At 69.5% G+C, this 24,788-nt stretch carries 24 protein-coding genes; 8 read left to right on the top strand and 16 right to left on the bottom strand.

Annotated elements, in window-relative coordinates; genetic code table 11:
* The first annotated feature begins 84 nt into the window (after positions 1–84).
* Positions 85–978, top strand: coding sequence for an NAD(P)H-binding protein (locus OG219_RS02405; RefSeq protein ID WP_266822337.1), 894 nt, complete (start codon positions 85–87; stop codon positions 976–978).
* A 91-nt stretch (positions 979–1,069) separates the two neighbouring features.
* Here the strand turns inward: OG219_RS02405 and OG219_RS02410 are convergent, their stop codons facing one another.
* Together OG219_RS02410 and OG219_RS02415 are read right to left on the bottom strand one after the other, a co-directional pair.
* Positions 1,070–2,854 carry an FAD-binding dehydrogenase gene (locus OG219_RS02410; RefSeq protein ID WP_266822339.1) on the bottom strand — a complete coding sequence of 595 codons (1,785 nt, stop codon included), beginning with the start codon at positions 2,852–2,854 and terminating at the stop codon, positions 1,070–1,072.
* 293 nt (positions 2,855–3,147) lie between these two features.
* Positions 3,148–4,077 (bottom strand): helix-turn-helix transcriptional regulator, encoded by a 930-nt coding sequence (locus tag OG219_RS02415; RefSeq protein ID WP_266822341.1) that lies wholly within the window; start codon positions 4,075–4,077, stop codon positions 3,148–3,150.
* A 247-nt stretch (positions 4,078–4,324) separates the two neighbouring features.
* Between OG219_RS02415 and OG219_RS02420 the strand changes: the two genes are divergently transcribed.
* Genes OG219_RS02420 through OG219_RS02430 form a run of 3 tightly spaced genes read left to right on the top strand, consistent with a single transcriptional unit; the run spans position 4,325 to position 7,275 of the window.
* Positions 4,325–5,302 carry an aldo/keto reductase gene (locus OG219_RS02420; RefSeq protein ID WP_266822343.1) on the top strand — a complete coding sequence of 326 codons (978 nt, stop codon included), beginning with the start codon at positions 4,325–4,327 and terminating at the stop codon, positions 5,300–5,302.
* 48 nt (positions 5,303–5,350) lie between these two features.
* On the top strand, positions 5,351–6,385 hold the full coding sequence (locus OG219_RS02425) for an alcohol dehydrogenase catalytic domain-containing protein (RefSeq protein WP_266822345.1): 1,035 nt from the start codon (positions 5,351–5,353) through the stop codon (positions 6,383–6,385).
* Positions 6,386–6,423: 38 nt separating this feature from the next.
* On the top strand, positions 6,424–7,275 hold the full coding sequence (locus tag OG219_RS02430; RefSeq protein WP_266822347.1) for an aldo/keto reductase: 852 nt from the start codon (positions 6,424–6,426) through the stop codon (positions 7,273–7,275).
* 57 nt (positions 7,276–7,332) lie between these two features.
* Here OG219_RS02430 and OG219_RS02435 read toward each other — a convergent pair whose 3' ends face one another.
* Complete coding sequence (locus tag OG219_RS02435; RefSeq protein ID WP_266822349.1) at positions 7,333–8,346, bottom strand: LacI family DNA-binding transcriptional regulator; 1,014 nt, start codon at positions 8,344–8,346, stop codon at positions 7,333–7,335.
* A gap of 145 nt (positions 8,347–8,491) precedes the next feature.
* Here OG219_RS02435 and OG219_RS02440 point away from each other — a divergent pair, with 145 nt between their 5' ends.
* From OG219_RS02440 to OG219_RS02450, 3 genes are all read left to right on the top strand, one after another.
* Entirely contained in the window at positions 8,492–9,385 is an 894-nt protein-coding gene (locus OG219_RS02440) for an amidohydrolase (RefSeq protein WP_266822351.1), read from the top strand.
* Positions 9,382–9,882, top strand: a complete 501-nt coding sequence (locus OG219_RS02445; protein ID WP_266822353.1) for a cysteine dioxygenase family protein — start codon at positions 9,382–9,384, stop codon at positions 9,880–9,882. The genes OG219_RS02440 and OG219_RS02445 overlap by 4 nt, the downstream gene beginning before the upstream one ends.
* Positions 9,883–10,207: 325 nt before the next feature.
* Positions 10,208–11,632 (top strand): serine/threonine-protein kinase, encoded by a 1,425-nt coding sequence (locus tag OG219_RS02450; RefSeq protein WP_266822354.1) that lies wholly within the window; start codon positions 10,208–10,210, stop codon positions 11,630–11,632.
* 43 nt (positions 11,633–11,675) lie between these two features.
* Here OG219_RS02450 and OG219_RS02455 read toward each other — a convergent pair whose 3' ends face one another.
* Positions 11,676–11,918 (bottom strand): hypothetical protein, encoded by a 243-nt coding sequence (locus OG219_RS02455; protein ID WP_266822355.1) that lies wholly within the window; start codon positions 11,916–11,918, stop codon positions 11,676–11,678.
* 17 nt (positions 11,919–11,935) lie between these two features.
* Here OG219_RS02455 and OG219_RS02460 point away from each other — a divergent pair, with 17 nt between their 5' ends.
* Complete coding sequence (locus OG219_RS02460; RefSeq protein ID WP_266822357.1) at positions 11,936–12,226, top strand: DUF6355 family natural product biosynthesis protein; 291 nt, start codon at positions 11,936–11,938, stop codon at positions 12,224–12,226.
* Positions 12,227–12,299: 73 nt separating this feature from the next.
* On the opposite strand, the gene OG219_RS02465 is transcribed toward OG219_RS02460, so the two are convergent.
* From OG219_RS02465 to OG219_RS02520, 12 genes are all read right to left on the bottom strand, one after another.
* Entirely contained in the window at positions 12,300–14,126 is a 1,827-nt protein-coding gene (locus OG219_RS02465) for an ATP-binding cassette domain-containing protein (RefSeq protein ID WP_266835972.1), read from the bottom strand.
* Between the two features lie 95 nt (positions 14,127–14,221).
* Positions 14,222–15,112, bottom strand: coding sequence for an aminoglycoside phosphotransferase family protein (locus OG219_RS02470; protein WP_266822359.1), 891 nt, complete (start codon positions 15,110–15,112; stop codon positions 14,222–14,224).
* Positions 15,113–15,814: 702 nt separating this feature from the next.
* On the bottom strand, positions 15,815–17,353 hold the full coding sequence (locus OG219_RS02475) for a DEAD/DEAH box helicase (protein WP_266822361.1): 1,539 nt from the start codon (positions 17,351–17,353) through the stop codon (positions 15,815–15,817).
* Between the two features lie 296 nt (positions 17,354–17,649).
* Positions 17,650–17,853: a cold-shock protein gene (locus OG219_RS02480; protein WP_126388790.1), complete on the bottom strand. Its 204-nt coding sequence runs from the start codon at positions 17,851–17,853 to the stop codon at positions 17,650–17,652.
* 330 nt (positions 17,854–18,183) lie between these two features.
* Entirely contained in the window at positions 18,184–18,981 is a 798-nt protein-coding gene (locus tag OG219_RS02485) for an SAM-dependent methyltransferase (protein WP_266822365.1), read from the bottom strand.
* Positions 18,982–19,131: 150 nt separating this feature from the next.
* Entirely contained in the window at positions 19,132–19,749 is a 618-nt protein-coding gene (locus OG219_RS02490; RefSeq protein WP_266822367.1) for a DinB family protein, read from the bottom strand.
* A 178-nt stretch (positions 19,750–19,927) separates the two neighbouring features.
* Positions 19,928–21,538, bottom strand: coding sequence for a helix-turn-helix transcriptional regulator (locus OG219_RS02495; RefSeq protein WP_266822369.1), 1,611 nt, complete (start codon positions 21,536–21,538; stop codon positions 19,928–19,930).
* Positions 21,535–21,852, bottom strand: a complete 318-nt coding sequence (locus tag OG219_RS02500) for a helix-turn-helix transcriptional regulator (RefSeq protein WP_266822371.1) — start codon at positions 21,850–21,852, stop codon at positions 21,535–21,537. Before OG219_RS02500 ends, OG219_RS02495 begins: the two co-directional genes overlap by 4 nt.
* A gap of 143 nt (positions 21,853–21,995) precedes the next feature.
* Positions 21,996–22,568, bottom strand: coding sequence for a transcriptional regulator (locus OG219_RS02505; protein ID WP_266822373.1), 573 nt, complete (start codon positions 22,566–22,568; stop codon positions 21,996–21,998).
* A gap of 161 nt (positions 22,569–22,729) precedes the next feature.
* Positions 22,730–22,954: a hypothetical protein gene (locus tag OG219_RS02510; RefSeq protein ID WP_266822375.1), complete on the bottom strand. Its 225-nt coding sequence runs from the start codon at positions 22,952–22,954 to the stop codon at positions 22,730–22,732.
* A gap of 117 nt (positions 22,955–23,071) precedes the next feature.
* Positions 23,072–23,710: a CatB-related O-acetyltransferase gene (locus tag OG219_RS02515; protein ID WP_266822377.1), complete on the bottom strand. Its 639-nt coding sequence runs from the start codon at positions 23,708–23,710 to the stop codon at positions 23,072–23,074.
* Positions 23,711–23,858: 148 nt separating this feature from the next.
* A complete protein-coding gene (locus OG219_RS02520; protein WP_266822379.1) occupies positions 23,859–24,677 on the bottom strand; it encodes a hypothetical protein in 819 nt (272 codons plus the stop codon).
* Positions 24,678–24,788: the final 111 nt, after the last annotated feature.

Consider the following 24,788-nt stretch of genomic DNA (forward strand, 5'->3'; position numbering starts at 1 on the left):
GGGCACGCAAGGCGCCAGGCTCGACGACATCCCGTTGGACATCCGTTTCAAGCGTCCCCTTCAAGCCTCCCTTTGGAGTTGTCCGTGATCGTCGTCACCACCCCGACCGGCCAGATCGGCCGGCAGGTTCTCGACCGCCTCCTCCACACCCCGGACCGCACGGCGGGTATCCGGGTGATCGCCCGCGACCCCGCCCGCCTCTCCCCGCGAGTGCGCGAACACGTCGAGGTCGTACGGGGATCGCACGCCGATCCCACCGTTCTCAAGGAGGCGTGCGCGGGTGCCGACCGCCTGTTCTGGCTGGTGCCCCCGACGCCCGCGGCCGACAGCGTCGAGGGCCACTTCCAGGACTTCACCGAGCCGCTGCGCGAGGTGATCGGCCCCCAGGGCGTCGAGCGGATCGTCGGCGTCTCCACCCTGGGCCGCAATGTGGCGAAGAATGCCGGGCAGATTTCGGCGTCGCTCGCCATGGACGACGCGATCGCGGCCATGGGCGTGCACTACCGGGCGCTGTGCGCGCCGTTCCTGATGGAGAACCTGCTTGAGCAGGCCGAGTCGATCCGCAACGCGGGCGTGTTCTTCCTGGCGCTGGCGGAGGACCGAGTACTGCGCACCTGCACCACCCGCGACATCGGAGCGACGGCGGCCCGCTTGCTCCTCGACGGCTCCTGGACCGGACAGGAGGACGTCCCACTGGTCGGACCCGACGACCTGTCCCCCGAGGGCATGGCACAGGTCGTCTCCGAGGTGCTGGACCGTCCGGTGCGCGTCCAACGGACCAGCAGCGCGGACTACAAGGCGACGGAGCTGCGTTTCGGAGCGAGCGAGGCCTGGGCTCAGGGGGTGGCCGACATGGTCGACGCCCTGAACGACCAGGGCTTCTACGGTGCCGTCGAGCCGAACACCCCTGACTCCGCGCCCACCGGCTTCCGCCGGTGGTGCGAGGACGTGCTCAGGCCGGCTGTCCTGGCGCAGTAGTCCTTCGCCAGGTTCTGCGACGTCACCGGCACAAACGAGCCGTTGAAGTCGCCGGCACGAGCGAGCCGGTGGCGTCGCCGGAGACGGAGCTTCAGGTAGCGGTCGCCGCGACCGCCGCCCGGCCCGCCTGGCGGCCTGAGAACAGGCAGCCGCCGAGGAAGGTGCCCTCCAGAGAGCGGTACCCGTGGACACCGCCACCTCCGAAGCCGGCGACCTCGCCGGCCGCGTACAGGCCGGGGACCGGGTCGCCCGAGGCGTTGAGGACGCGGCCTGACAGGTCGGTCTGGAGCCCGCCGAGGGTTTTGCGGGTGAGGATGTTGAGGCGGACGGCGATGAGCGGACCGGCACTGGAGTCCATGATCTTGTGGGCCGAGGCCGTGCGGCTGAGCGTGTCCCCGGGATAGGCCAGCGCGTTGCGGATCCCCATCACCTGGACGTCCTTGGTGTAGGGGTTGTCGATCTCCCGGTCCCGCGCGTCGATCTGGCGCTTGAGGTCCTCCAGCTGGATCAGGCTGTCGCCGGTGAGCTTGTTCATGCCCCTGACGAGTTCGGACAGCGTGGTCTCGACGACGAAGTCGACCCCGTTCTTCTTGAACTTCTCGATCGGTTCCGGGGTCTGCCAGATGCGGGAGAGCAGCATCCAGATGTTCTTCTCCGTCAGGTCCGGGTTCTGCTCGGAGCCGGAGAGCGCGAACTCCTTCGCGAGGATCTTCTGCGTGGTGACGAACCAGGAGTAGTCGTAGCCGGTGTCGGTGATCGACTTCAGGGTGTGGAGGGTGTCGTAGCCGGGGATGTCGGGCGAGTTGAAGCGTCTGCCGGTGGCGTCGAACCACATGGAGGACGGGCCGGGCAGGATGCGGATGCCGTGGCCCGGCCAGATCGGGTCGTAGTTGCGCAGGCCCTCGGTGTAGTGCCACATCCGGTCGGGGTTGACGATCCGGCCGCCCGCCTTCTCGGTGATCGCGAGCATCCGCCCGTCGACGTGCGCCGGCACGCCGGTGATCATGGACTTGGGCGGGGTGCCGAGTCGGGCGGGCCAGTTCTGCCGTACGAGGTCGTGGTTGGCGCCGATCCCGCCCGAGGTGACGATCACGACCGGGGCATGGAGTTCGAACTCGCCGGCCTCGGTGCGCGAACTGGGCTTGCCGCGCGAGGCATTGCTCGGCTCCAGGATCGCGCCGCGTACGCCGGTGACGGCGCCGCCCGTCGTCACGATGCCGTCGACGCGGTGGCGGAACTTGAAGGTGACCTTGCCGTCCGCGACCCCGGCCCGCACCTTCTTCTCGAACGGCTCGACCACGGCCGGGCCCGTGCCCCAGGTGACGTGGAAGCGGGGGACCGAGTTGCCGGGCCCGTCCGCAAGCCCGCCGCCGCGCTCGGCCCAGCCGACGATCGGGAACCACTGCACCCCGAGCCCCGCGAGCCAGGACCGCTTCTCGCCGGACGCGAAGTCCACATACGACTCGGCCCACTTGTAGGCCCAGTGGTCCTGGCCGGAGGGATCGTCGAGGCCCCGGTCGAAGCCGGCTGTGCCGAGCCAGTCCTGCCAGGCGAGGTCGTGGGTGTCCTTGACTCCCATCAGCCGCTGCTCGTCGGAGTTGACGAGGAACAGGCCCCCGAAGGACCAGAACGCCTGGCCGCCCAGGCTCGCCTCGGGTTCCTGGTCCAGGAGCAGCACTTTTCGTCCGGCCGCGGCCAGTTCGGCCGTGGCGACAAGACCGGCGAGCCCGTGGCCGACGACGATCGCGTCCGCCTCCTGCGACTCGGCGGCGAAGGCGGGCATCGACTGAGCGATGGTCGCCGCGGCGACCATTCCGCCGGTCACGGTGAGGGCGTGGCGGCGGGTGATCCCGGCCGGGGCTGGCTGCTTCTGCATGGGCTGCCTTCCGAAGACGTGCGGAGGGGCGGAGGACACGCAAGTTGCCACTGCGACGGCAGGGTGTTACCGACGGTAGCCCAGCTTGATCTGCTACGACCAGAGTGCTGCACCATGAACTCCGGGCGGAGATCAGGGCGTTGCTTGATGGAGACGCCAACTCCGTTGCAGGCGGCCTGCGTTCACGTGTCCGAGGGGGGTGCACCACCGCCCGCGGCACCCCCTGCGCACGCCCGCCGACCCTCGTCGGAGACATCTCCCGCCCCGAGCCCCTACCCCGGCCGATCGTGCTGTCAGGACTGCGCGCGGGGCGATCCCTGGTTCGGCGCAACACTGCGCGGACCGGGCTGGGGCGCGGTCATGTCGAGCAGGAGGAGGGCGTCGTGGTCGGGGGTGCCGGGTTCGGCTGTGTAGACGCCGATCCGCTGGCCGGGTGTGCCTTCCACCTGCAGGGACTGGGACGTAAGGGTGATCGTTCCGACGTGGGGGTGGTGGAAGGTCTTCTGCATGGGCTTGCGGCCGGTGACCTCGTAGCGTTCCCAGAGGCCGGCGAAGTCGGGGCTCTTGAGGAGGAGTTCACCGACCAGGTTGGTCAGGTCGGGGGCGTCCGGTGCCGTACCGGCCGTGGCGCGCAGTCGGGCGACACAGCTGGTGATCTGGCGGTCCCAGTCGTGGAACAGGGTGCGGGCGGCCGGGTGGAGGAAGAGGTAGCGGGCGAGGTTGCGCTGCTTGACGGGCCAGTCCTCCAACTCCGCGTACACGGCGAGACCGCCCGGGTTCCAGGCCAGCATGTCCATGCTGCGGCTGATGACATAGGCGGGGTTCGGGCGCATCGACTCCAGCAGCAGCTTCAGGTGCGGACGCACCGTACGGCTCGGTGCGGGCGGCGGCTCGGGGGCGTACCGGGCGGCGCGGGCGGCCAGTTCGCGCAGATGCTGGTGCTCCTGGTCGCCCAGGTGCAGGGCACGGGCGAGCGCGTCGAGGACGGAGGGGCTGGGCCGGGTCTCCTTGCCTCGCTCCAGGCGCACGTAGTAGTCGATGCTGATCCCGGCCAGGGTCGCCAGCTCCTCCCGGCGCAGCCCCGGGGTGCGGCGCAGCCCGGCGCCGACCGTGAGACCAACCTGCTCCGGGCGGGTCTGCGTACGCCGGGCGCGCAGGAACCGGCCCAGCTCCGCGCCCTCGCTGTTCGCGCCACGGCCGGTGGGAGTGCCCTCGGATGCCATGGTTTCAGTGTCACACTGCACTGACCTGCGGTGCAGCGCGGTGGGGGGCCCTGTCATTACCCCCGAAGAGCCCGCCCTGCCACACCGGCGGAAACCACGCGAAGGTGGAGGGACGAGATACCGGCACCTTCCGCTCATGGGCATACGAATCGGCTACCGTCCGGCCCGGCCGACTGCCCGAGCAGGCGCCTCCAGGACAAGCGGGCCACAGTGGAATGACCGGTCGGCAAGAATCCGGAGATGAGAAATGCACTACATCAAGCTGCGTGACCTGGAGGTTTCCAGGATCGGGCTCGGCGCAATGGGCATGTCCCACGGATACACCGACTCCGGGACCGACGAGGCGGAGTCCGTCCGGACCCTGCACCGGGCGCTGGAACTGGGGGTCACCTTCATCGACACCGCCGAGATCTACGGCCCCTACACCAACGAGGAGCTGCTCGGCCGAGCCCTGAAGGGCCGTCGCGACCACGTGGTCCTGGCGACGAAGTTCGGCCTTGTCTCCCATGCCGGGCAGGGCGCCTGGAACGTGGACAGCAGCCCGGCCAACATCCGTACCGCTGTCGAGGGCTCGCTCAAGCGGCTGGCCACCGATCACATCGATCTCTACTACCAGCACCGCGTCGACCCGAACACGCCCATCGAGGAGACCGCCGACGCGGTGGCCGAACTGATCGCCGAGGGCAAGGTACGTGCGTTCGGCCTGTCCGAGGCCGGCCCGGACACCATCCGCCGCGCGCACGCCGTCCAGCCGGTCACCGCCGTGCAGTCCGAGTACTCGCTGTGGACCCGCGGCATCGAGGACCGCATCCTGCCCGTCCTTCGCGAGCTGGGCATCGGTCTGGTGCCTTTCTCACCGCTCGGTCGCGGCTTCCTCACCGGCCAGATCCGCTCCGCGGACGGCTTCAAGGAGGGCGACTTCCGGCACGGCAACCCGCGCTTCACCGGTGAGAACTTCCAGCGCAACCTGCGCCTCGCCGACGAGGTCCAGGCCGTCGCCGACGAGGCCGGTGCCACGCCCGCGCAGGTCGCGCTTGCCTGGCTGCTGGACCAGGGTGACGACATCGCGCCCATCCCCGGCACCAAGCGTGTTCACCGGGTCGAGGAGAACACCGCTGCTGATGCCATCGAACTGACCGCCGGGCAGCTCGCGAAGCTCAGCGCCCTCCCGCCGGCCGCCGGCGACACCCACACGGAGGCCGGCCGGCAGATGCTCGAACGCTGACCCGCGCTCAGCGGCGCCCCTCCCCCACTTCCAAGGAGCACTTCCCTCATGCGTGCAGCAGTGATGTACGGAGCCGGAGACGTCCGGATCGAGGACCGTCCCGACCCGAAGATCCAGCAGCCCACCGACGCCGTCGTACGCACGGTCCTGTCCTGCGTGTGCGGCAGCGACCTGTGGCCCTACAAGTCGATGCCCACCGCTGCGACCGGCCGACCGATGGGTCACGAGTTCCTCGGCGTGGTCGAGGAGACCGGCGCCGACGTGACAGGTCTCAAGGCCGGTGACCTGGTAGTCGCCCCGTTCACGTACTGCGACAACACCTGCGACTACTGCGCCAAGGGCCTCCAGATCTCCTGTCGGCACGGCGGCCGGTACGGCTTCGACGGTGTCGACGGCGGCCAGGGCGAGGCCGTACGCGTCCCGCACGCCGACGGCACACTGGTCAAACTGCCCGTCGCCGCCGACTCGGCACTGCTGCCCTCCCTGCTGTCCTTGTCGGACGTGATGACCACCGGCCACCACGGTGCCGTCACGGCCGGCGTCGGCCCAGGGGATGCGGTGCTGGTCGTCGGGGACGGCGCGGTCGGCCTGTGCGCGGTGATCGCCGCCAAGCGCTTGGGGGCCGAGCGCGTCATCCTCATGGGCCGCCACACCGCCCGCACCGACCTCGGCCGCGATTTCGGTGCCGACGACGTCGTCCCCGAACGCGGCGGCGAAGGCGTCGCGCGCGTGCGCGACCTGACCGACGGCGACGGCGTCGACAAGGTCATCGAGGCCGTCGGCACGCGCGAAACGCTCGAGACCGCTCTGGGGGCGGTCGTCGACGGCGGGACCGTCAGCCGCCTGGGCGTCCCGCAGTACGAGGACGGCCCCCTCGGCCCCTCCCCGTTCATGCGCAACATCACCCTCACCGGCGGTGCCAGCCCGGCCCGCGCCTACATCCACGAGCTGCTGCCGGACGTCCTGGACGGCACGATCACCCCTGGCCGTGTCTTCGACCAGCACTTCCCGCTCGACCGCACCCCCGATGCCTACCGGGCCATGGCGGACCGCCACGTCCTCAAAGCCCTCATCACCTTCTGACCGCCCCACGCACAAGCGGCACCACCGAAAGGACCCCCATGCAGCACGTCACCCTGAACACCGGCACCGAGATGCCGACCCTCGGCTTCGGCGTCTACCAGATCCCGCCGGAGGACACCGAGCAGGCGGTAACCGACGCCCTCGCCGCCGGATACCGCCTGCTCGACACCGCGGCGGCGTACGGCAACGAGGAGGCCGTCGGCCGGGCGGTCAAGAAGAGTGGCATCCCGCGCGAGGAACTGTTCATCACCACCAAGCTGTGGATCCAGGACGCACCCGCCGAGGACAACGCCAAGCGCGCCTTCGAGACGTCGCTGGACAAGCTCGGCCTCGACTACCTCGACCTGTATCTGATGCATCAACCATTCGGCGACGTGTACGGGCAGTGGCGCGCCATGGAGGCCCTCAACCGCGAAGGGCTCGCCAAGGCGATCGGCGTCGCCAACTTCTACCCCGACCGGCTGATCGACCTGATCGTCAACAACGACATCACGCCCGCGGTCAACCAGATCGAGACCCACCCGTTCTTCCAACGCGCCGACTACCAGGACCTCATGCGCGAGCACGGGGTGCAGATCCAGTCCTGGGGCGGCTTCGCCGAAGGCAAGAACGACCTCTTCACCCAGCCGCTGCTCAGCGAGATCGGCCGGCAGTACGGCAAGTCCGTGGCGCAGGTGGTGCTGCGCTGGCTGACCCAGCGCGGCATCGTCGCGATCCCCAAGTCGGTCCGGCCTGAGCGCATGGCGGAGAACTTCGACATCTTCGACTTCGTGCTCACCGACGAGCAGATGGCCCGGATCGCCACCCTCGACGGCGGAACGTCACTGTTCTTCGGCCACCACGACCCGGAGATCGTCACCTGGCTCGCCAAACGACGCCTGGACGCCTGAACCGACCAGCTCACGGGGATCCACACCTGCCCGGCTCATGTCGCAAGCGCCCTGAGGTCAGACCCCCTGCACCCGCACCGCCGACCCTCGCTCACTCATCCGCGGCGCGCAGAGAATCCGCTTCCTCCGCACCCGCTTTCCCTCGATCGCGGCGACGATCAGCCGGGCCGCCTCATCTGCTATCCCTGCCAGCCCCCAGTCCACCGTGGTCAGCGGTGGGGTGAGCACACGGGACACCGGGTGATCGTCGAAGCCGACGACGGAGACGTCCCGGCCGACTTCGAGCGAGGCCTCGGCCGCGGCTGCGTACACGCCGTACGCCAGGGAGTCGGAGAAGCAGAAGACAGCCGTCGCGGGTCGCGGGCCCTCCAGCAGGCGTCGCGCGACCGCCGTCGCCTCGCCCAACTCCTGGGGGCAGGGCACCAGTTCGGCCTTCAGCCCGAGCCGCTCGGCGGCCTCGCGCGCATACACGTCGGCAGGCCGGTCGGGCGTGCTCGGCCGGGTCGGGGTCAGAACGGTCACCCGGCGGTGGCCGAGACCGTGCAGGTACTCCAGTACGGCGTCGATGCCGGCCCTGTTGTCGAAGATGACCTCTCCGGCCGTACGGGCCGCACTGAGCGAGTCCCCGACGGCCACCACCGGCAGCGCGTCGGCGATCGCCGCCCAGCCCTCGGCCGCAGGGTTCACGGGCGACACCAGCAGCGCGTCGACGCGCTGGTCGCACAGTTGCTTGGCAAGCACCAGCTCGCGGTCGGGATCGCCGCCCGCGTCCAGAATGAGGGCGTAGCGGTCGCCCGCCAGCAGTTCCCGGCCTATGGCCGCCATCAACTGCTGCTGCCACAGGTCCTGTAGGTCGCCCGCGAGGACGCCGACCATGCTGGTGCGGCCGCTGGCGAGTGCGCGGGCGATGGGGTCGGCCTCGTAGCCGAGCTCGGCGGCGGCCCTGCGTACCCGCTCCTCGGTCTCCTTCGAGACGTGCTTGCCGCGCAGGGCATAGGAGACGGCTGCGGTGGAGAGGCCGGTGGCCTCGGCCACCTCCCGAAGGGTGGTGCGCTTATTGGGCCTGGCCATACCGGGAAGCCTACCGGGACCCGTCCCCACTGCAGCGCACCCTTGACACTCCGCATTGTTAAGCGCTTAAGTTAAGCGCATAAGTGAAGCGGTTAACCTCCTGTTCGAACCACTCCTCCCCGAGGACTCCCCCAAGGACTGCCGTGTGCTCACCGACGTCCACCAGCACATCTGGCCGCCCGAGTTCATCGAGCTGCTGCGCGCCCGTACGGCACCACCCCACCTCGACGGCTGGACCCTGCACCTCGCGGGCGAGCCGCCGTACGAGGTCGACCCGGCCGACCACGACATCGCGGCCCGCGTCGGGCTCGCCCGCGCCGACGGCCTCGACCTGGCCCTGGTCTCGCTGTCCAGCCCCCTCGGCGTCGAACACCTGCCACCCGCCGAGGCCGCACAGCTACTTGCCGCCTTCCACGACGGCGCTCTAGCGCTCCCCGCGCCGTTCGGGGTCTGGGCCTCGGTGTGCCTGTCATCGCCTGCTCCCGAAGCGGTCGAACGGGAACTCCGCCGCGGCTGCCAGGGCCTCCAACTCCCCGCCACCGCACTGCTGGAAGCAGCCGGCTGGGACCGCTGCGCGCCTCTCCTCGACGTCCTCACCCACCACGACAAGCCGCTCTTCATCCACCCCGGTGCCGCCCCGCCCGCCCCCGGCGCCCCGCCCTGGTGGCCGGCGCTGGTCCCCTACCTCCAGCAGATGCACGCGTCCTGGTTCGCCTTCCGCGCCTTCGGCCGCGCCCGGCACCCGCGCCTGCGCGTCTGCTTCGCCGCCCTCGCCGGCCTGGCCCCGCTGCACGGCGAGCGCCACGCGGCCCGCGGCGGAGGGCGCGGCGAGATCGACTTCGACGCCTTCTACGAAACCTCGTCCTACGGAACGCGCGGCGTGGACGCGCTCGTCAGGGCCGTCGGAATCGACGTGATCGTCAGCGGCAGCGACCGCCCCTACGCGCCCCTCACCATCCCCGACCTCGGCGCGGACGCCGCCGTCCACGCCCTGCGCACCGTCAACCCAGCCAGGTTGCTGAAGGGAGCCACCCCATGACGTATCAGGCCCTGCCGGACCGCACCCTCGACAAGCGCGAACTCCAGGCGCTCGTCGACGACCTCGCCGCCCGCCCCGACCTCTGGCGCGAACAGGTCGCGTTCTCCGACGAGGAGCGGCACTACGCGTCGCTGTACCGCGACGAGTACGTCGACGTCTGGCTCCTGTGCTGGACCCGGCAGAACGACACCGGCTGGCACGACCACGACATCTCCTCCGGGGCGGTCGCCGTCGTCCAGGGTGGGCTGAACGAGTCCAACCCACGCATCGGCGGCAGCCATCTGTCCGTCACCGTCGGCGCGGGCAACTCCTTCTGCTTCGGCCCCGAGCACATCCACCGCCTCACGGGCGCCACCGACGACGCGGTCTCCGTTCACGCGTATTCGCCGCCCCTGTGGCGCCTCGGCCAGTACGACATCACCGACGACGGCCTGATGCGCCGGATCTCCGTCTCGTACGCGGACGAGCTGCGCCCCCTGGACACACCGGCTGCCTGACCTGCCTGGCCAAGCACCGCGTCAGTACCGCATGACGACCGGCGCTTCCGGCCGACGGTGAGTCCGGATGAGCCGGCCGTGCACCTGCTCATCTGGCTAACCGTGCAGGACACCAGGGGACAGCTGGACCCGCGAAAGCCAGGGCTTCGGCGCCGACTACGCCGCAGAAGTCAGCCGACGGTGAGCAGCTGGCCGGCGCCGGCCGGGAACACCCGCTACTGCCAGAGCTCCGCACCCCGGCCCCCTGGGCGCGAGGGCGGCCACACGTGCCTAGAGTGTGGGCCTCTGGGCGGGCACGTGATGGGGATGGGATATGCAAGGCGAGTTGCTGGCTGACCGGTACAGCCTGACGGAGCCGCTCGGCAGCGGCGCGATGGGCCAGGTCTGGCGGGCCTGGGACACCGCGCTGGGCCGGGCCGTGGCGGTGAAGCTGCTGGCCGCGCCCGCCGGCGACACCACCGCCGTACAACTGATCATGCAGGAGGCGCACGCCGCGGCGCGGCTCACCCATGCCAATATCGCCGCCCTGTACGACTTCGGGCACACCGCCGACGGCCGCCCGTTCCTGGTGATGGAGCTGGTTAACGGCCGCAGCCTGGCCGACCTGCTGGCGGCCGAGGGCCGCCTGGCCTGGCAGCGGGCCGCCGATCTTGGCGCGCAGGCCGCGCGCGCCCTGGCCGCCGCACACGCCGCCGGGGTGCAGCACTGCGACATCAAGCCCGCCAACCTGCTCGTCACGGACGACGGCATGCTCAAGGTCGTCGACTTCGGCATCGCCCAGCTCACCGACCACGCCACGGCCACCGCCGGCCAGTACGACGCGCCTATGCTGGGCACCCCCGCCTACATCGCGCCCGAGCAGGCGCTGCGCCACCCGGCGGGCCCGGCCGCCGACCTCTACGCCCTGGGCTGCGTGCTGTACGAAACCCTCGCCGGGCAGCCGCCCTTCGCCTGTGCGGACGCCGCGCAGGTCCTCTACCGCCATGTCCACGAGACCCCCCACCAGCTCGACACCATTCGCCCGGACGCTCCGCCGCAGCTGTCGGCCCTGGTCCACGCCCTGCTGGCCAAGGACCCCGCCGACCGCCCCTACGACGCCACCGACGTCGCCCGCCAACTCCAGGCCACCGCCGAGGCACCCGCCGCAGCCGCCACCCAGGTGCTCCCGCCCATCAGCGATGCCACCGCACCACTGCCCCCGATAGCCGACACCCCGGCACCGGTCGGAGCGCGGTCCTCGTCTCGCGGCCGACCGTCCCAGCGCGACCGGCGCCTGCCCATCGCCGTCGGCGCCCTGCTCGTCGCCGGCGCCGGACTGCTCACCGTTCTCCTCCTGCTCGTGGGCACTGACGACGACGGTGACACCACCGCGGCATCCTCCGCCACGCCCTCCGTCTCCTCCGCCACCACACAGTCGGAAGAGCCGTCCTCGCCACCGCCCGCCACCTCGGCCAGCCCCACCGCCAGCGCGACCGTCGAGCCCGTCTCGGCCCCGAACCCCACCACGCTCAGCAGCGAGCTGACCGCTGCCATCGCCGCCCAGTCCGGGAACATGGACCCGGCCCTGTACCGGGAATCGCAGAAGAGGGCCGCCGAGATCGAGAAGAAGGTCCAGGAGGGCAAGACCAACGAGGCCGCCGACAAGGCCAGTGACCTCAGCCAACGCCTCAGCGAAGCTCAGCAGAAGGATAAATGGGGCGGCGACACCCAGATCATGCAACTGCTGGCCCAGCTCTCCGCGTCGGGCTGAGGCATTCCGCAACTTCCAATACGCGGGACTACCAACAGTCTCGTCAGCGTTCACCGGGCTCCCCTTCCTCCGCGTAGTGCGTGTTCCGCTCGCTCTCCCGCGTGTACTTCATGGCGAGCAACTCCGTTTCAGGCGGGCGCAGGACCATCCGATTGATGTAGCGGTAAATCGATTCGCCAGGTGAATGGCATGACATTCGACCAACTGCGCCGGTCGGCGCGGTGATCATGGAGCGGGTATCCAGCCGATCGGCAGACAGATGCCCTTCCAGGCCCGTTCCCTCCATTGACCAAGGAGTTTCTTTTGCGTGTTCGTCGTATGGTGACCAGCGCCCTCGGTTCCGCCGCACTCGTGCTCACCTCATTCGGCGCGGTGGGAGCCGCCGCGACCACTGCGGCCGCCGACCCATGCGGTTTCTACGAGACCGGCTCCGACGCCTTCTACAACCACTGCACCTCCGACGGTTCGCGGGTCGTCATCAAGGTTGAGGTCGCCCGGGCATCCGACTACGAGCGGTGCGTCGGCCCCGGCACGTCCTGGCTGGGCTCGGCCGACAGGATCCAGGGCGCCCACTACGTCGGGCGTACCTGCTGACGCTCCATCACCCTCCGTACTCCGTACCGCCGTTCCCTGGCCGGTACGGAGTACGGAACCGCGGACCTTGCAGTCAGCGGTCCTGAGAAAGGGTGAGGAGTTCCCTGAACAGGCCGTCCGCGTCGGCGAGTTCGTCGTACGAGCCCTGCTCGGTGATCCGGCCGTGTTCCATCACGAGGATCCGGTCCGCGATTTTCGTGTTGGTCAGCTGGTGCGTCACCACGATCGTGATGCGGTCGGCGGCGATCGCTTTGATCTCTTCCAGGATGGCGTGTTCGCCGCGGGCGTCCATCTGGGAGGTCGGTTCGTCCAGGATCAGCAGGTCCGGCCGCCTGTACAGAGCGCGCGAGCACGCCAGGCGCTGCCACTGACCGCCGGACAGCTCGGTCCCGCCGAACAGCTCTCTGGCCAGCAGCGTGTCCAGCCCGTGCGGAAGCTCCTCGACGTGCTCCCTCATACCGACCGCGTCCAACGCCTCCCAGACCGGGTGATCGTCGGGCGTGTGCGGCTGCCCGAGCGTGACGTTCTCCCGTACCCGCAGCGGCCATTGGGCGAAGTTCTGCGGGACCAGGCCGCACCGCTGCCACGCATGGTCGGGGTCGAGGTCGGTGATGTCGATGCCGTTCCAGGTGACGCGACCGGTGTCGGACAGGAAGATCCCCGCCAGCAGCCGGGTGAGGGTGGACTTGCCGGATCCGTTCTCCCCGACGACGGCCCAGATCTCGCCCCTGCGTAAAGTCAGGGAGATGCCGTCGAGGGCCGGGCTGCTCTTGCCCGGATACCGGTAGACGACCTCGTCGAGACGGATCTCCTCCAGCGGTCCGGTGACCGTCCGTTTGCCGCGGTGAGGGGCTCGTTCGGCGGCGTGGGCGAGGAAGCCGTCCATGTCGGCGAGGTAGAGGGAGGTGTGGAACATCGCCGCCCCATAGATGACAAGTTGGCTCAGGGCGGCGAGTGTGGTCTGTACGGCGACCACCGCGGTCGCGGCGATGGCGGGCTCGATCCGCCCGGTGGCGGCCAGCCACGCGAGTGCCGCCCAGGTGCCGACCAGGAAGATGCCGCCGATCGTCGAGCTGGCCAGCACGATCCGCAGCATTCTCGGCGCCGCCCGCAGTGTCCGTGTGTCCATGCGTTCGGAGATCGCCCGGTACCAGAAGAGCAGGTATCCGGTCATGCCGTTGGCGCGGATCTCGTCGGTGTACTTGGAGCTGGTCGCCCACCAGCGCATCATCTGGCGGACGTTGCGGTCGCCCACGTTGGCGTAGTGGGTTTCGTAGGTGACGCGGGCATGGAGGACGGCCCCGATTCCGGCCGGGACCACGGCCAGCAGGAGCAGCGGCAGCATCAGCGGATGCAGGATGGACAGCACCCCGCTGGCGGTGACCATGCGTACCAGGGCGGAGGTGAGCCGGGTGGCGTCCTGCACCATCACATGGCTGCGGACCACTCCCATTTCGGCGGCCTCCTGACGGTCGGAGATCCCGTCCTCGCCGCGCGCGGCGGCCTCAATCCGGCACACAGCCTCGACCAGGGCGCTGTCGGAGGCGGTGGTCAGGCGCGGGGTGATCCGCCCATCGGCGTACGACGCGACCGCGCTCGCCACCCGTCCCGCGGCCGCCGCGCCGGCGATCACCAGCAGGGCGGGCAGCGCCTGTTGCAGCCGCTCGGAGACCGCGCCGTCGGCCAGGATCGGACGCATGGCGCGCGTGGTGGAGGTCAGCAGGACGGCCGCTGCGGCGCCGGTCAGCAACTGACAGCCGAGCAACAGGAGGACGGCCCGCCGGTCGATGGCCCATGCAAGGCGCGCAGTCTGCTTCAGTACTCGCGGCAAGCGGGCACACATCTTGCTGAACGCCGCCTCGTCCAGCGGGTTCTTCGCGTGCCGGCCGGCATAGCGGATCTCCGCGGGCGGCGGAGGCGGTAAGGCCGCTGCCGTGCCGCGGCCGGCTGATCCGGCACCGGAGGGCGCACCCTGCGGCGGTACGAGATCCCGTTTCACGCGGCGCCCGCTTTCCCGAGCCGGGCCAGAGCCGCGTAGCCGCGTTCAACGATCTCGCGGTCGTGGTGGGGCACACCCCAGGAGATGGCACTCGCGGCGTCGAGCGCGGTCAGGCAGCGCAGCGCGGTCTCTTCGACGGATGTCAGAGTGCGGCCGTAGCCGTCACAGAACGCCTCCCGCAGGTCGGGCCTGCCGACCCAGGGCCCGCAGGCAAGGCGGACGAAGTCGACGACCGCGGCGTGCGGCCGCGCCCGCTCCAGATCCACCACTGCCAACGTGCCCGTCGCTGTGTCGAGCAGCCAGTTGCGTTCCTGGAAGTCTCCGTGCGCGTATCCGCCGGGCAGAGGGCCGAGCCGCGCGAGCTCGGTGGCGTGCTGTCGTACGATCTCCTGTCCTTCCTTGCCGATCAGGTCTCCGGCGCTCTCCAGATGCGCCTCGGCTCCCCGCACCGCGCGGGCGACCTCGGACACCGCGTCGGCGTGGTCCGTCGGCGTCAGATCACCGTGGCTGCCGTGGAAACGCCGAAGCCACCTGCCCGCCTGCCGGTGCACCGCGCGCTGCTGGGCCGGGGCGAGTGCAAGCGTCTGCACGTTCCGACCGGGGACTTGGGTCATCAGCAGTGACTGCTGCTGCGCGTGCGTCTCCAGCAGGCGCGGCACCGTCCCGGTCTCCAGCGCGGGTGCGGCTTCCCGGTAGGCGCGGGTTTCGCGGACGTAGAACGTCGGTGTCGGTGCCATCTTCAGAAATACCCGGCCTGTGCCGCATGTCAGCTGCCACACCCGGGAGTTGGGGCGGTCGTGCGACACGTCCCGCACGGCCTGGACCGGGCCGACGACATCCTCGGCCCACGCCGACAGGACGGGCGGGAGCGGCTTCGGAGTGCTCATGCGGCCCACCGCTGTGCCGCGCGTGACGAGGGGAGCCGGACGGCGTCGGCGGCGTCAACACCGTGCCCGACGCGGGTAGACGGCATGGGCCGGTGGTCGAACGCGGGGTGAACGGCAGCAGGGGCGGGGACGGGATTCACGAATCCTCCTGAGTTCACGGTGATACGGACAAGCGACCGACCAACGGGGCTGATCAAGGACTCGTAACGGGTATTCACGGGCGAACTCTCGGACGGAAGTTCGAGGCGGCGATGCAGGGATCAAGTGGCTCTAGCGAAACCGTGAGTGCGGTCCCGTTCGATTCGCTCGCAGGGGATCAGTGACCGGATCGGGGCATTGCCATTTCGGACGGTTGACGCCGGAACTCAAGACGGCGTTGGCCGTCCGCCGCTCGGCCCGCCCCTCCACGAAGTGCATGACACCCCCGTCGTCGGCGGTCGTGGAGCAGCCCGGTGTGGCGCAGAGCCGGCGGCGCGATCAGGGAGCACGGGAGCACGGCTCGTACGCGAGAGCCTTCCCCACGCTCCGGCGCGCGTGCGCCACGGCATCGACCCGACACCCGCGCCCGCCGTGAGCTGCCGGTCGGTGAGACGTCAGCAACCGACCTCGCTCGACGTACGAGGCCGGTTCCGAGGGCATCGCCGATCAGCGAGGTGCGGTGAGGCTGCCGGTGTCGACGAGGGCTGTCATCCCACGCTCGGACTATGCGCCACGGCGGACCCGGGCTGCCTTTCGTGCCTCGGCCGTCTGGCGGGCCTCGGCGGACCTGCGGGACTCACCGCTGACGCGGCCGGCCCGACCCGGGCGGGTGCCCATGCCGCGGAAGGGGGCTCCGCCGCGCTTGGGGCGCTCAGTGACCGGAGCGCTGCCTGCGATGGGAACACCGGAGGGGGCCTGAGCACCGGTGATGCGGCTCAACTCGGCCTCGCCGGAGCGGACCTGGGTGACCTGCGGCCTGATGCCGGCGTCGGACATCACGCGGGTCATGTCACGGCGCTGGTTGGGCAGGACCAGGGTGACGACGCTGCCGGACTCACCGGCGCGCGCCGTACGGCCGCCGCGGTGCAGGTAGTCCTTGTGGTCGCTGGGCGGGTCGACGTTGACGACGAGGTCGAGGTCGTCGATGTGGATGCCCCGGGCGGCGACGTTGGTGGCGACCAGCACCGTGACGTGTCCGGTCTTGAACTGGGCTAGGGTGCGGGTGCGCTGGGGCTGCGACTTGCCGCCGTGCAGCGCCGCGGCCTTTACGCCGCTGCTCATCAGGTGCTTGGTGAACTGGTCGACGGCGTGCTTGGTGTCCAGGAACATCAGCACGCGTCCGTCGCGGGCGGCGATCTCGGTGGCGGTGGCGAACTTGTCGGCGCCGTGCACATGCAGCACGTGATGTTCCATCGTGGTGACCGCGCCCTCCGACCGATCGACCGAGTGGACCACCGGGTCGTGAAGGTAGCGACGGACCAGGAGGTCGATGTTGCGGTCCAGGGTGGCCGAGAACAGCATGCGCTGGCCTTCGGGGCGTACCTGGTCGAGAAGCGCGGTGACCTGCGGCATGAACCCCATGTCGGCCATCTGGTCGGCCTCGTCCAGGACGGTGATGCTCACCCGGTCCAGGCGGCAGTCCTTGCGCTCGATGAGGTCCATGAGGCGCCCGGGAGTCGCGACGACGACCTCCGCCCCGGCGCGCAGTGCACTGGCCTGCCTGCCGATCGACATGCCGCCGACCACGGTGGCCAGCCGAAGCTTCAGCAGTTTGGCGTACGGGGTGAGCGCATCGGTGACCTGCTGCGCGAGCTCGCGGGTGGGAACCAGGACCAGGGCCAGCGGCTTCTTGGACTCGGCACGCTGCCCGGCCGTACGCACCAGGAGCGCCAGGCCGAAGGCGAGCGTCTTGCCCGATCCGGTGCGCCCGCGGCCCAGGACATCGCGGCCCGCGAGGGAGTTGGGAAGGGTGGCGGCCTGGATCGGGAACGGTTCGTTCACGCCGAGGCTGGTGAGCGTCTCGAGCAGCTCGACGGGGAGGTCCAGTTCAGCGAAGGACGCGACCGCGGGAAGGCCGGGGGTGATGGTGTCCGGCAGCGCGAACTCGCCCTGCGGCGCGGCCGGACGGCGGCCGTTGCCGCCTGAGCGGGCGCCGGGGCGATCCTGGCCCTGCGGACGGAAGCGGGCCCCGCGGTCGGAACCGGCGTAGCCATCCTTGCGGGAGTTGGAGAAACGGTCGTTCGTGCGCGCTGAGCGGTTCATGGAGAACCTTCCTCGATATGGCACGCATCGAGGAATTCCCGGCAGAAATAAGCCGTACGAATTGCAAGAACGAGCCGAATGTAAGTCCAAATAAAAGAAGCCGGTCGAACCGGCTCGGTAAAGAACAGTCACCGGAATCCGATAACCGGAATTCATCGAATCCGCCGGAACGGGAGACCGGCTGGATCACAGGAGCGCGGGTGCGTCATCACCGCACATCGAGCAAACCCTGCAAAAGCAACAAGCTGGGACCCCACCGCAAGGTGTGGGTCCCAGCTGTCTCAGACGCGTCAGCGTCAGGCGGGAGTGATGTTCTCCGCCTGGGGGCCCTTCTGGCCCTGCGTGATGTCGAAGTTCACCTTCTGGCCTTCCTGGAGCTCGCGGAAGCCCTGGGCGGCGATGTTCGAGTAGTGGGCGAAGACGTCCGGGCCGCCGCCGTCCTGCTCAATGAAACCGAAACCCTTTTCCGCGTTGAACCACTTAACCGTACCGGTAGCCATGTCAAATCTCCTTCGAGGCCATGCCCAGGGGTTCGCACTGTGTGAACCCCCGCGTCGCTGCGATGAACCCCGTCCGGCAAACAACACCGGAAATACAAAAATGCCCGACGAAATGAATTCGTCTAAGGCACTTGAAGTCAACGGGAACCACAACTGCAACTGTGATCAATCGTAGCACGATGCTCGGATCCGGGCACAGCGCGTACTACTTTCCACCCGTACTGCCATGACCACACACTGCGCAAATTTCCGAACCCGCAGCTGCGGATATGCGCTTGAGCGGAGCACGGCGCCGTGCTCCGCTCGCGGGGCAAGCAGCCGACCGGCGGTTCAGCCGGTCTTGCGCGCCACGGCCCCGTAGAAGCCGATCTCGCCGGATCCTGTCGGCGGCGGGGTGTCGGGGCGCCAGAACGGCACCTGGGCCAGGCCGGGCTCGACCGGTTCGAAGCCGTCGAGGAACCGCTCGACCTCGGCGCGGGACCGCAGGTTCAGCGTGGCGGTGGCCTTGTTGTAGACGGCCTGGGCCCTGCTGCGATCAGCGAAGTCGCCCGTCGCGTGCGAGAGCACCAGGAAGCTGCCGGCCGGCAGCGCGTCGCGCAGGGTGGCGACGACCTGAGCGGGCTTCTCCGCGTCGGTGAGGAAGTGGAGGACGGCGGCGAGGAGCAGGGCGACCGGCTCGTCGAAGTCGATGACTCGGCGGACGTCGGGGTGATCCACGACGGCCCGGGGGTCGCGCACGTCACCGAGCACGGTGCTGTTGGCGCCGGAGCGGCCGAGCAGCGCGTCGGCGTGCGCCTTGACGAGCGGATCGTTGTCCACGTACGCGATGCGCACGTCCGGGGCCACCTTCTGGGCGGTCTCGTGCACGTTCGGCGCGGTGGGCAGCCCGGCGCCGACGTCGAGGATCTGGCGGACGCCACTGCCGACGACGTAACGGACGGCGCGCTGCAGGAAGGCGCGGTTGGCCCGCACGCCGATCCGGACCTCGGGTGCCGCTGCGGCGAGTTCGTCGGCGGCCTGTTGGTCCACCTCGTAGTTGTCCTTGCCGCCCAGCAGGTAGTCGTAGATCCGCGCAGGGTGCGGCCTGCTGGTGTCCATGCCTTCGGCACTGAAGCCGTCCTGCCTCACGCTGGGCTCCTCTCGACGATCGCCACGGCCTCTCGCCCGCGAGCTACTGGCGACAGCTTCGCACATCAACTTCCTTGCATATGGCTGTAGTTGCTGGTGCCGGGGGCGCGGAGACAGGGACCTTCCGTGCCTGGGCCACTGCCGAGCGAGTCAGTGCTGTCGTGCGCGATAGAGGTCGCGGATCAGGGCGATCTCGGCTCCGTGGTGCAGCAACTCCTGGTTGACCCACCACACGATGTCGATGAACGGTTCCTCCGCGTCGCTGCCGTGCGGGTACGTGCAGTGCCCCACGGTGTCGAGCGCGGCGTCGTCGGCGCTCAGCAGCGCCTTCCGCCATGCGGCGGCGCCGGCGTCGAATACCGCGACGGCCTCCGCGACGTCCCCTTCGACGAGATAGTCGTCCCGAGTCAGCACATGGCCGCCGTCCGTGTGGTCGGCGCGCAGGGTCAGCATTTCGCTGAGGTGGCTCAGGCGCCACGCGATGCTGGTGAAGGGCGGCGGCCAGGGGTGTGGATACGCTGCGGCGTCGCGCCCCCAGGCGCCGGTGCCGGCCAGGAGGGTCGCGCGCGGCCCGGGCCCGTCCGAGCGCCGCCTCACCGACCAGCAGTCGGGCACCGGCTCCCAGAAGAACTCCTCGCCGGTCATGGGGCCGACCTCGATGTCCGTTCCATCGCCGCTGTCCATGACGGGCCCTGCGATGCGGCCTGCGAGTCGCTCGCGCGCGAAGTCGAACTGCTCCAGCAATGGGGCCAGTCGAGGCGGGATCACGAGCACTGGACACTCCTGAGACGAGCTGCCGGTCCTGGGGGTCGATCTCCTGACACGCCAGCCTGTCAGAGTCAGTACGACATCGCGTCCCCATTTTTTTCCGCAGCTCTCACTGGGGCGTGACTGAGCCGGGGCCGGACCTTGGGAACGATCGCGGGCCGACGAAGTGCTAGGTCTCTCAGCGGTCGTGCTCCCGGACGGCTGCCGGATCAGTGTCCCTGCCCACGGTGTAGGTGTCCTTGATCTTCACTTCGGAAACGCCGCGGCCCTCCGGGAAGACACTGCGCCAGTCACCGCTCACATGCAGTTCGTCGGTGCCCATCGCTCGGACCACGACGAGCCCCTCGTCGTACGCCTTGTAGGCCTTCATCCAGAGGTTGGCGAAGGCCTGGGAACGGATCAGGTGCATCCAGTCCGGGCGGTACAACTCCCGGTTGTAGTTCGACTCCCCCATGGTGGAGACGAACTTCGAGTACATCGCCTTCACGTACTCGAGCGTCACCTCGTCCGCATCCATGATCGCCCTGTCCCGCGCGTCCTTGAGCGCGATGCGGAACTTCTCCAGCAGCCCCTCGGTCGCGCCTGAGGTGAACGACTCGTGGATCTCCGGCGGGTCGCACAGACCGTACTTCGGACCCGACAGGCGCAGCAGGAGGCGCAGGGTCGGTTCCGTGACCCACAGCGGGCCGGCTTCGTCCCGGTTGCCCAGCGGGTTGGGCAGAACCGCCTCGTGCTCCCAGACGGGCGGGGTGATCAGGTGGACGCCGGCGCGGCGGCGGTCGTGGGACGAGTCGGTGGAGTGTTCCAACTGGCCGATCGGGAGGTGGGTTTTCAGGGCCGAGAGGTAGGCGCCGTTGATGTCGAGGGCGGTCACCTCGTGCCGCCCCGCCGGGAGTTCGGGGCGTGCCCACTTGGGGCGTGCTTCCCAGATCTGGTCGGCGCCGCGGGCGGTCTGCTTGCGCAGGATGTCCGGGATCCAGGGGTGGGCCACGATGTCGTAGCGGCCGCCCTTGCGGGTTTCGTCCAGCAGCGCCATCGCGTCCGGGATCGCCCGCTTGACCAAGGCCGCGGTCGCCGCGTCCACGTCACCCGCGTGTTCGGCGAGTGCGGTCGCCACGGTGTCGCCGATCAGGTCGGGGAGCTCGGAGGCCGGCTGGACGCGCCGGCCCACTGGGACGATCTTGACGGGCTTCGCTGACTCCGTGGGCGTTGTGGTGGCGGGGGGCGCTTCGGCCGGTGCCGGGTTCGCTGGTGCCTCGGTCTTCGTCGGTGGTGCGGGGCGTTGCGGCTGTTCGTCCGGGGCGCTGCATTCGCCCGGGTCCAAGTGCTGGGGGAAACCGGCGACTTGATGGCCCGCGGGTCGCCCGCACAGGACGCAGGGCCGGGGTGCGGGCAGGGTCTCCACCTCGTCCGCGCTGGCCCCATCGGGCTCGACATCCGCGGAATCCTGGTTCGTGGAGCTCTGGCCGGTGGAGTTCTGGTCCGTGGAGTTCTGGTCCGCCGACTCCTCGGACGACGCCGCCTCCCGCGCGGCCGCCTCGGCCTGCTCCTCCAGTTTCGTCCGCGCCCCCTCAAGGAAGTACGCGTACTTCTCACGGATCTCACCGGACGGGTCGCGGCCGCTCTCCCAGCCGCCGACCGTGGACGGGCTCACTCCGAGCACCCGGGCCACCTGCGTACGAGACAGGTTCAGGGCCTCGCGCAGCACACGCCGCTGTCCGGCCGGCGGCAGTTCGGCCTCCTGACGAGCTCCGGCCAGCAGCGCGTCGATCGCCTCGAAGCCGGTCACCCCGCCGCCCCTTTCACACCCGCCGGGACTGCGGCTGTGGGGTCTGATGCCGTACGGGCCGGGCGGCGGCGCCCGGCTGACAGCGCCTCGCACGCCCGTGTCGGGCCGGCCAGCAGCACCAGGACGTCCATGCCGTAGTGCGCCGCGAGAGCCTCGCAGTCGTTGAGGCTCCAGGCGGCGGTGCCGGACTGGCGACGGCTGATCTGCGTCTGGCTCACGCCCAGAGCGGCCGCGAGGTCGGCCTGCGACTCCCCCGTGATCTGCATCAGCGCGGCCACCGCCGCGCGCACCCGCTCACCCAATGTCAACGCCACGGGCCCACTCTAGGGCAGGCTATGCATATCTCGTATGAGACATGCCAATGACGCGTCACCCTCGCCATTTCAGAAGAACGTGTGCTGCCATCCACCGAGGTTGAGAGCGTGCGTCAGCCTGCCGCTGTACCGGGGGCGGCTCCTCAGGCCGCGAACCCCACATTGGTCACGTACTCGTACTGGCCCCACTGGCTGCCCAAGTCCACGATCTGCTCCACCCACGCGTCATCCAGCGCCTGGTCGTCGCCGGCCGCCCAGGCCTCCACGACGCGGTCCCAGTGCCGCACGTTCAGCGTCCGGAACTCCACGACCCGTTGGCGGGGGCGCTCCACCTGGGACTGGTTCAGCGGATGGATCTCGACCCGGGTGCCGCGGCCTGCGGCGTTGAGGCGACCGAGGAGATGGCGGGCGACATTGTGGCGGCGCACCGTACGGTACGCGGCTTCGATCTTCTCGAGGTTCCTCTTCGAGGGGCCCTGACCGCCCTGCAGCCAGGCCTTGATCGTGCGGTCGGTGACCGTCAGACCGGCCTCGCGCGCCGCTGCCCGGGCGTGATCGGTGCGGGTGAGGTAGTGCAGCCGCGCCAGCAGACCGCGCCGTACCGTGACCGGGGTCGCGACATAGCCCGCCAGGGCGTCGAGCCGTCGAGCCACAGCCTCAAAGCCTTTGATGCCGCGGGCACCGTACATACCGAACTCAATATTTCTGTCCGGCACCCCGCCTCCTCGTACTCCCAATACCCGGTAATTGACGGAACCTCAAAAGCCCTCACGACAGGCTGATTCAAGCCTACAGGACCTCCAGGAGAGGAGTTCCTGGACATTCGACGTCCCGAATTCCGACAACCCGCGGATTCAGCAGAACACCACCGGAACCTTCAACTACGCGCCTCAGGGCTCCAGCACTCCGGCCCGACGCCGCGCCAGTCGATGAGTGGTGACGCCGCGGCGGCTACCGGGTCCACGTCCAGACCCGCACGGCGAAGGAACTCGGAGAGGTCTTCGAGGCTGTACGCCACCCCCAGACTCTCGCCGTTGACACGAACTCGGCGGCCACCCTTCGGCGAGGGCGGAGCCACGGTCACAGGCAGTGGTGCGGACATGGGCCCAGCCTCGCTCGTACGGTTCGGACACGGATCCGATGGTCTGCCACGGCCATAATTCAATCACGTGTTCGATTTATGGCGCATCCCGACTGCTGGGCCGTGCCCTTCAGCGCCTCATGCCGGAGCGGCAGCCTCCAGATCGGCAATGGTCCCCGACATGATCGTCCGTACGTGCTCGGTGATGTGCTCCGCAGACCAGTTCCACCAGGCCACCGCCAGCAGCCGGGCGATGTCCTGGTCGTTGTAGCGGGTGCGGATGAGGCGGGCCGGGTTGCCGCCGACGATGCCGTAGTCGGGTACGTCGGTGGTGACCACGGCGCCGGAGCCGACGATCGCCCCGTGCCCGATCCGTACGCCGGGCATCACCGTCGTGCCGTGGCCGAACCAGACGTCGTTGCCGACAACGGTGTTCCCTCGGTTCGGCAGACCGGTGAGCAGGTCGAAGTGTTCGGACCACGAGCCGCCCATGGTGGGGAAGGGGAAGGTCGACGGGCCGTCCATCCGGTGGTTGGCGCCGTTCATGATGAACCGGACGCCCGTGCCCAGCGCGCAGAACTTGCCGATGATCAGCTTCTCGGGCCCGTAGTGGTAGAGCACATTGCGCGTCTCGAACGCGGTCGCATCGTCCGGGTCGTCGTAGTAGGAGTACTCCCCCACCTCGATCAGCGGGGACTTCACCAGCGGCCTGAGCAGCACCACCCGCGGCTGCCCTGGCATCGGATGAAGGATCGTCGGGTCGGCAGGCACAGGCATGGCGAGCGATTCCTCAGCGGTTGCGTGTCAGTGACCGGTCCATGATCGCTGCAATAAGCCGTTCAAGACACCGGTTTGCCACCGCGGAAGCTCTCCCTCCTGCCCGTGAATCGTTGAGGACGCCAAGGACGTTCCACGGACAGCCCGTTCACCGAGACCGGGTTCTGACACCCCTCTGGCGTTCGACGTCCTCTTTGAGTCCGGACACCACGACAGCGCTGGCAACCGCCATCCCGATCGCACCCACGATCCAGATCCACGCGGGCACCGCCCCGAACAGAGCACCCTCGATCACCCCGACGATCGCGATGAACGGGACCAGGGAACACCCCAGGATGAACAGGCCGAGCCGGCTGAACAGCATCCATGTGTAGCCCGTCGCCACAAAGCCGGCGGCCACCAGGACGAGCCAGGCTCCCGCCAGCCAGGCCATCGGTCCGTACCGGAGGCCGAAGTACGGATCCAGTCGCTCGGTACGGTCGCCCGCGGCGATCCGTGCCACCTCGTCGTGCCACATGTACAGGTCGACCACATCGCGGCGTTCGACGGAGCGGTAGATGTCCTTGCCCACGTCGATCCACTCGGAACGCCGCTCCTCCTGGACCCGTAGGTCGGCCTGCAGGCTGTAGGCCGGCCGGCACTTCTCCGCGCCGTATCCGATCGATTCGCATTTGCTCCAGGTGACCTTGTCCGTGACCAGACCGGTGCCGGGCACGAGGCAGTCGGGATCCGCGTCGGCCGTACGCCCCTGCCCGGCCGGGCAGGGGGAGGCATGCTGGTAGGTCTGCTGGTCCTGGTACTCGTCCGCCACCGGCACCACGAGGAAGCCGGTCAGGCACAGGAGTGGCACGGTGACCAGCGCGCGCAGCGACCGTAGCGTCCACGGGTTCCCGCCCAGGGCGCGGAACCGTTGGACGAATCCACCGAGCCCGGGCCTCCTGTCCTCCACGATCCTTCCGCCGTCCATGCCCTTCCCCCTCTCACCGCGCTCCGTTGGGGGCCACGAGCGTGCGGTCCCGAATGGTTCCTTCCGTCTCCCGCAGCGGCCGCGTTCCGTGCGTATGGGTTCAACCCGGGC

The organism is Streptomyces sp. NBC_00038 (assembly GCF_026343635.1).
In the GTDB taxonomy this organism is placed as follows: domain Bacteria; phylum Actinomycetota; class Actinomycetes; order Streptomycetales; family Streptomycetaceae; genus Streptomyces.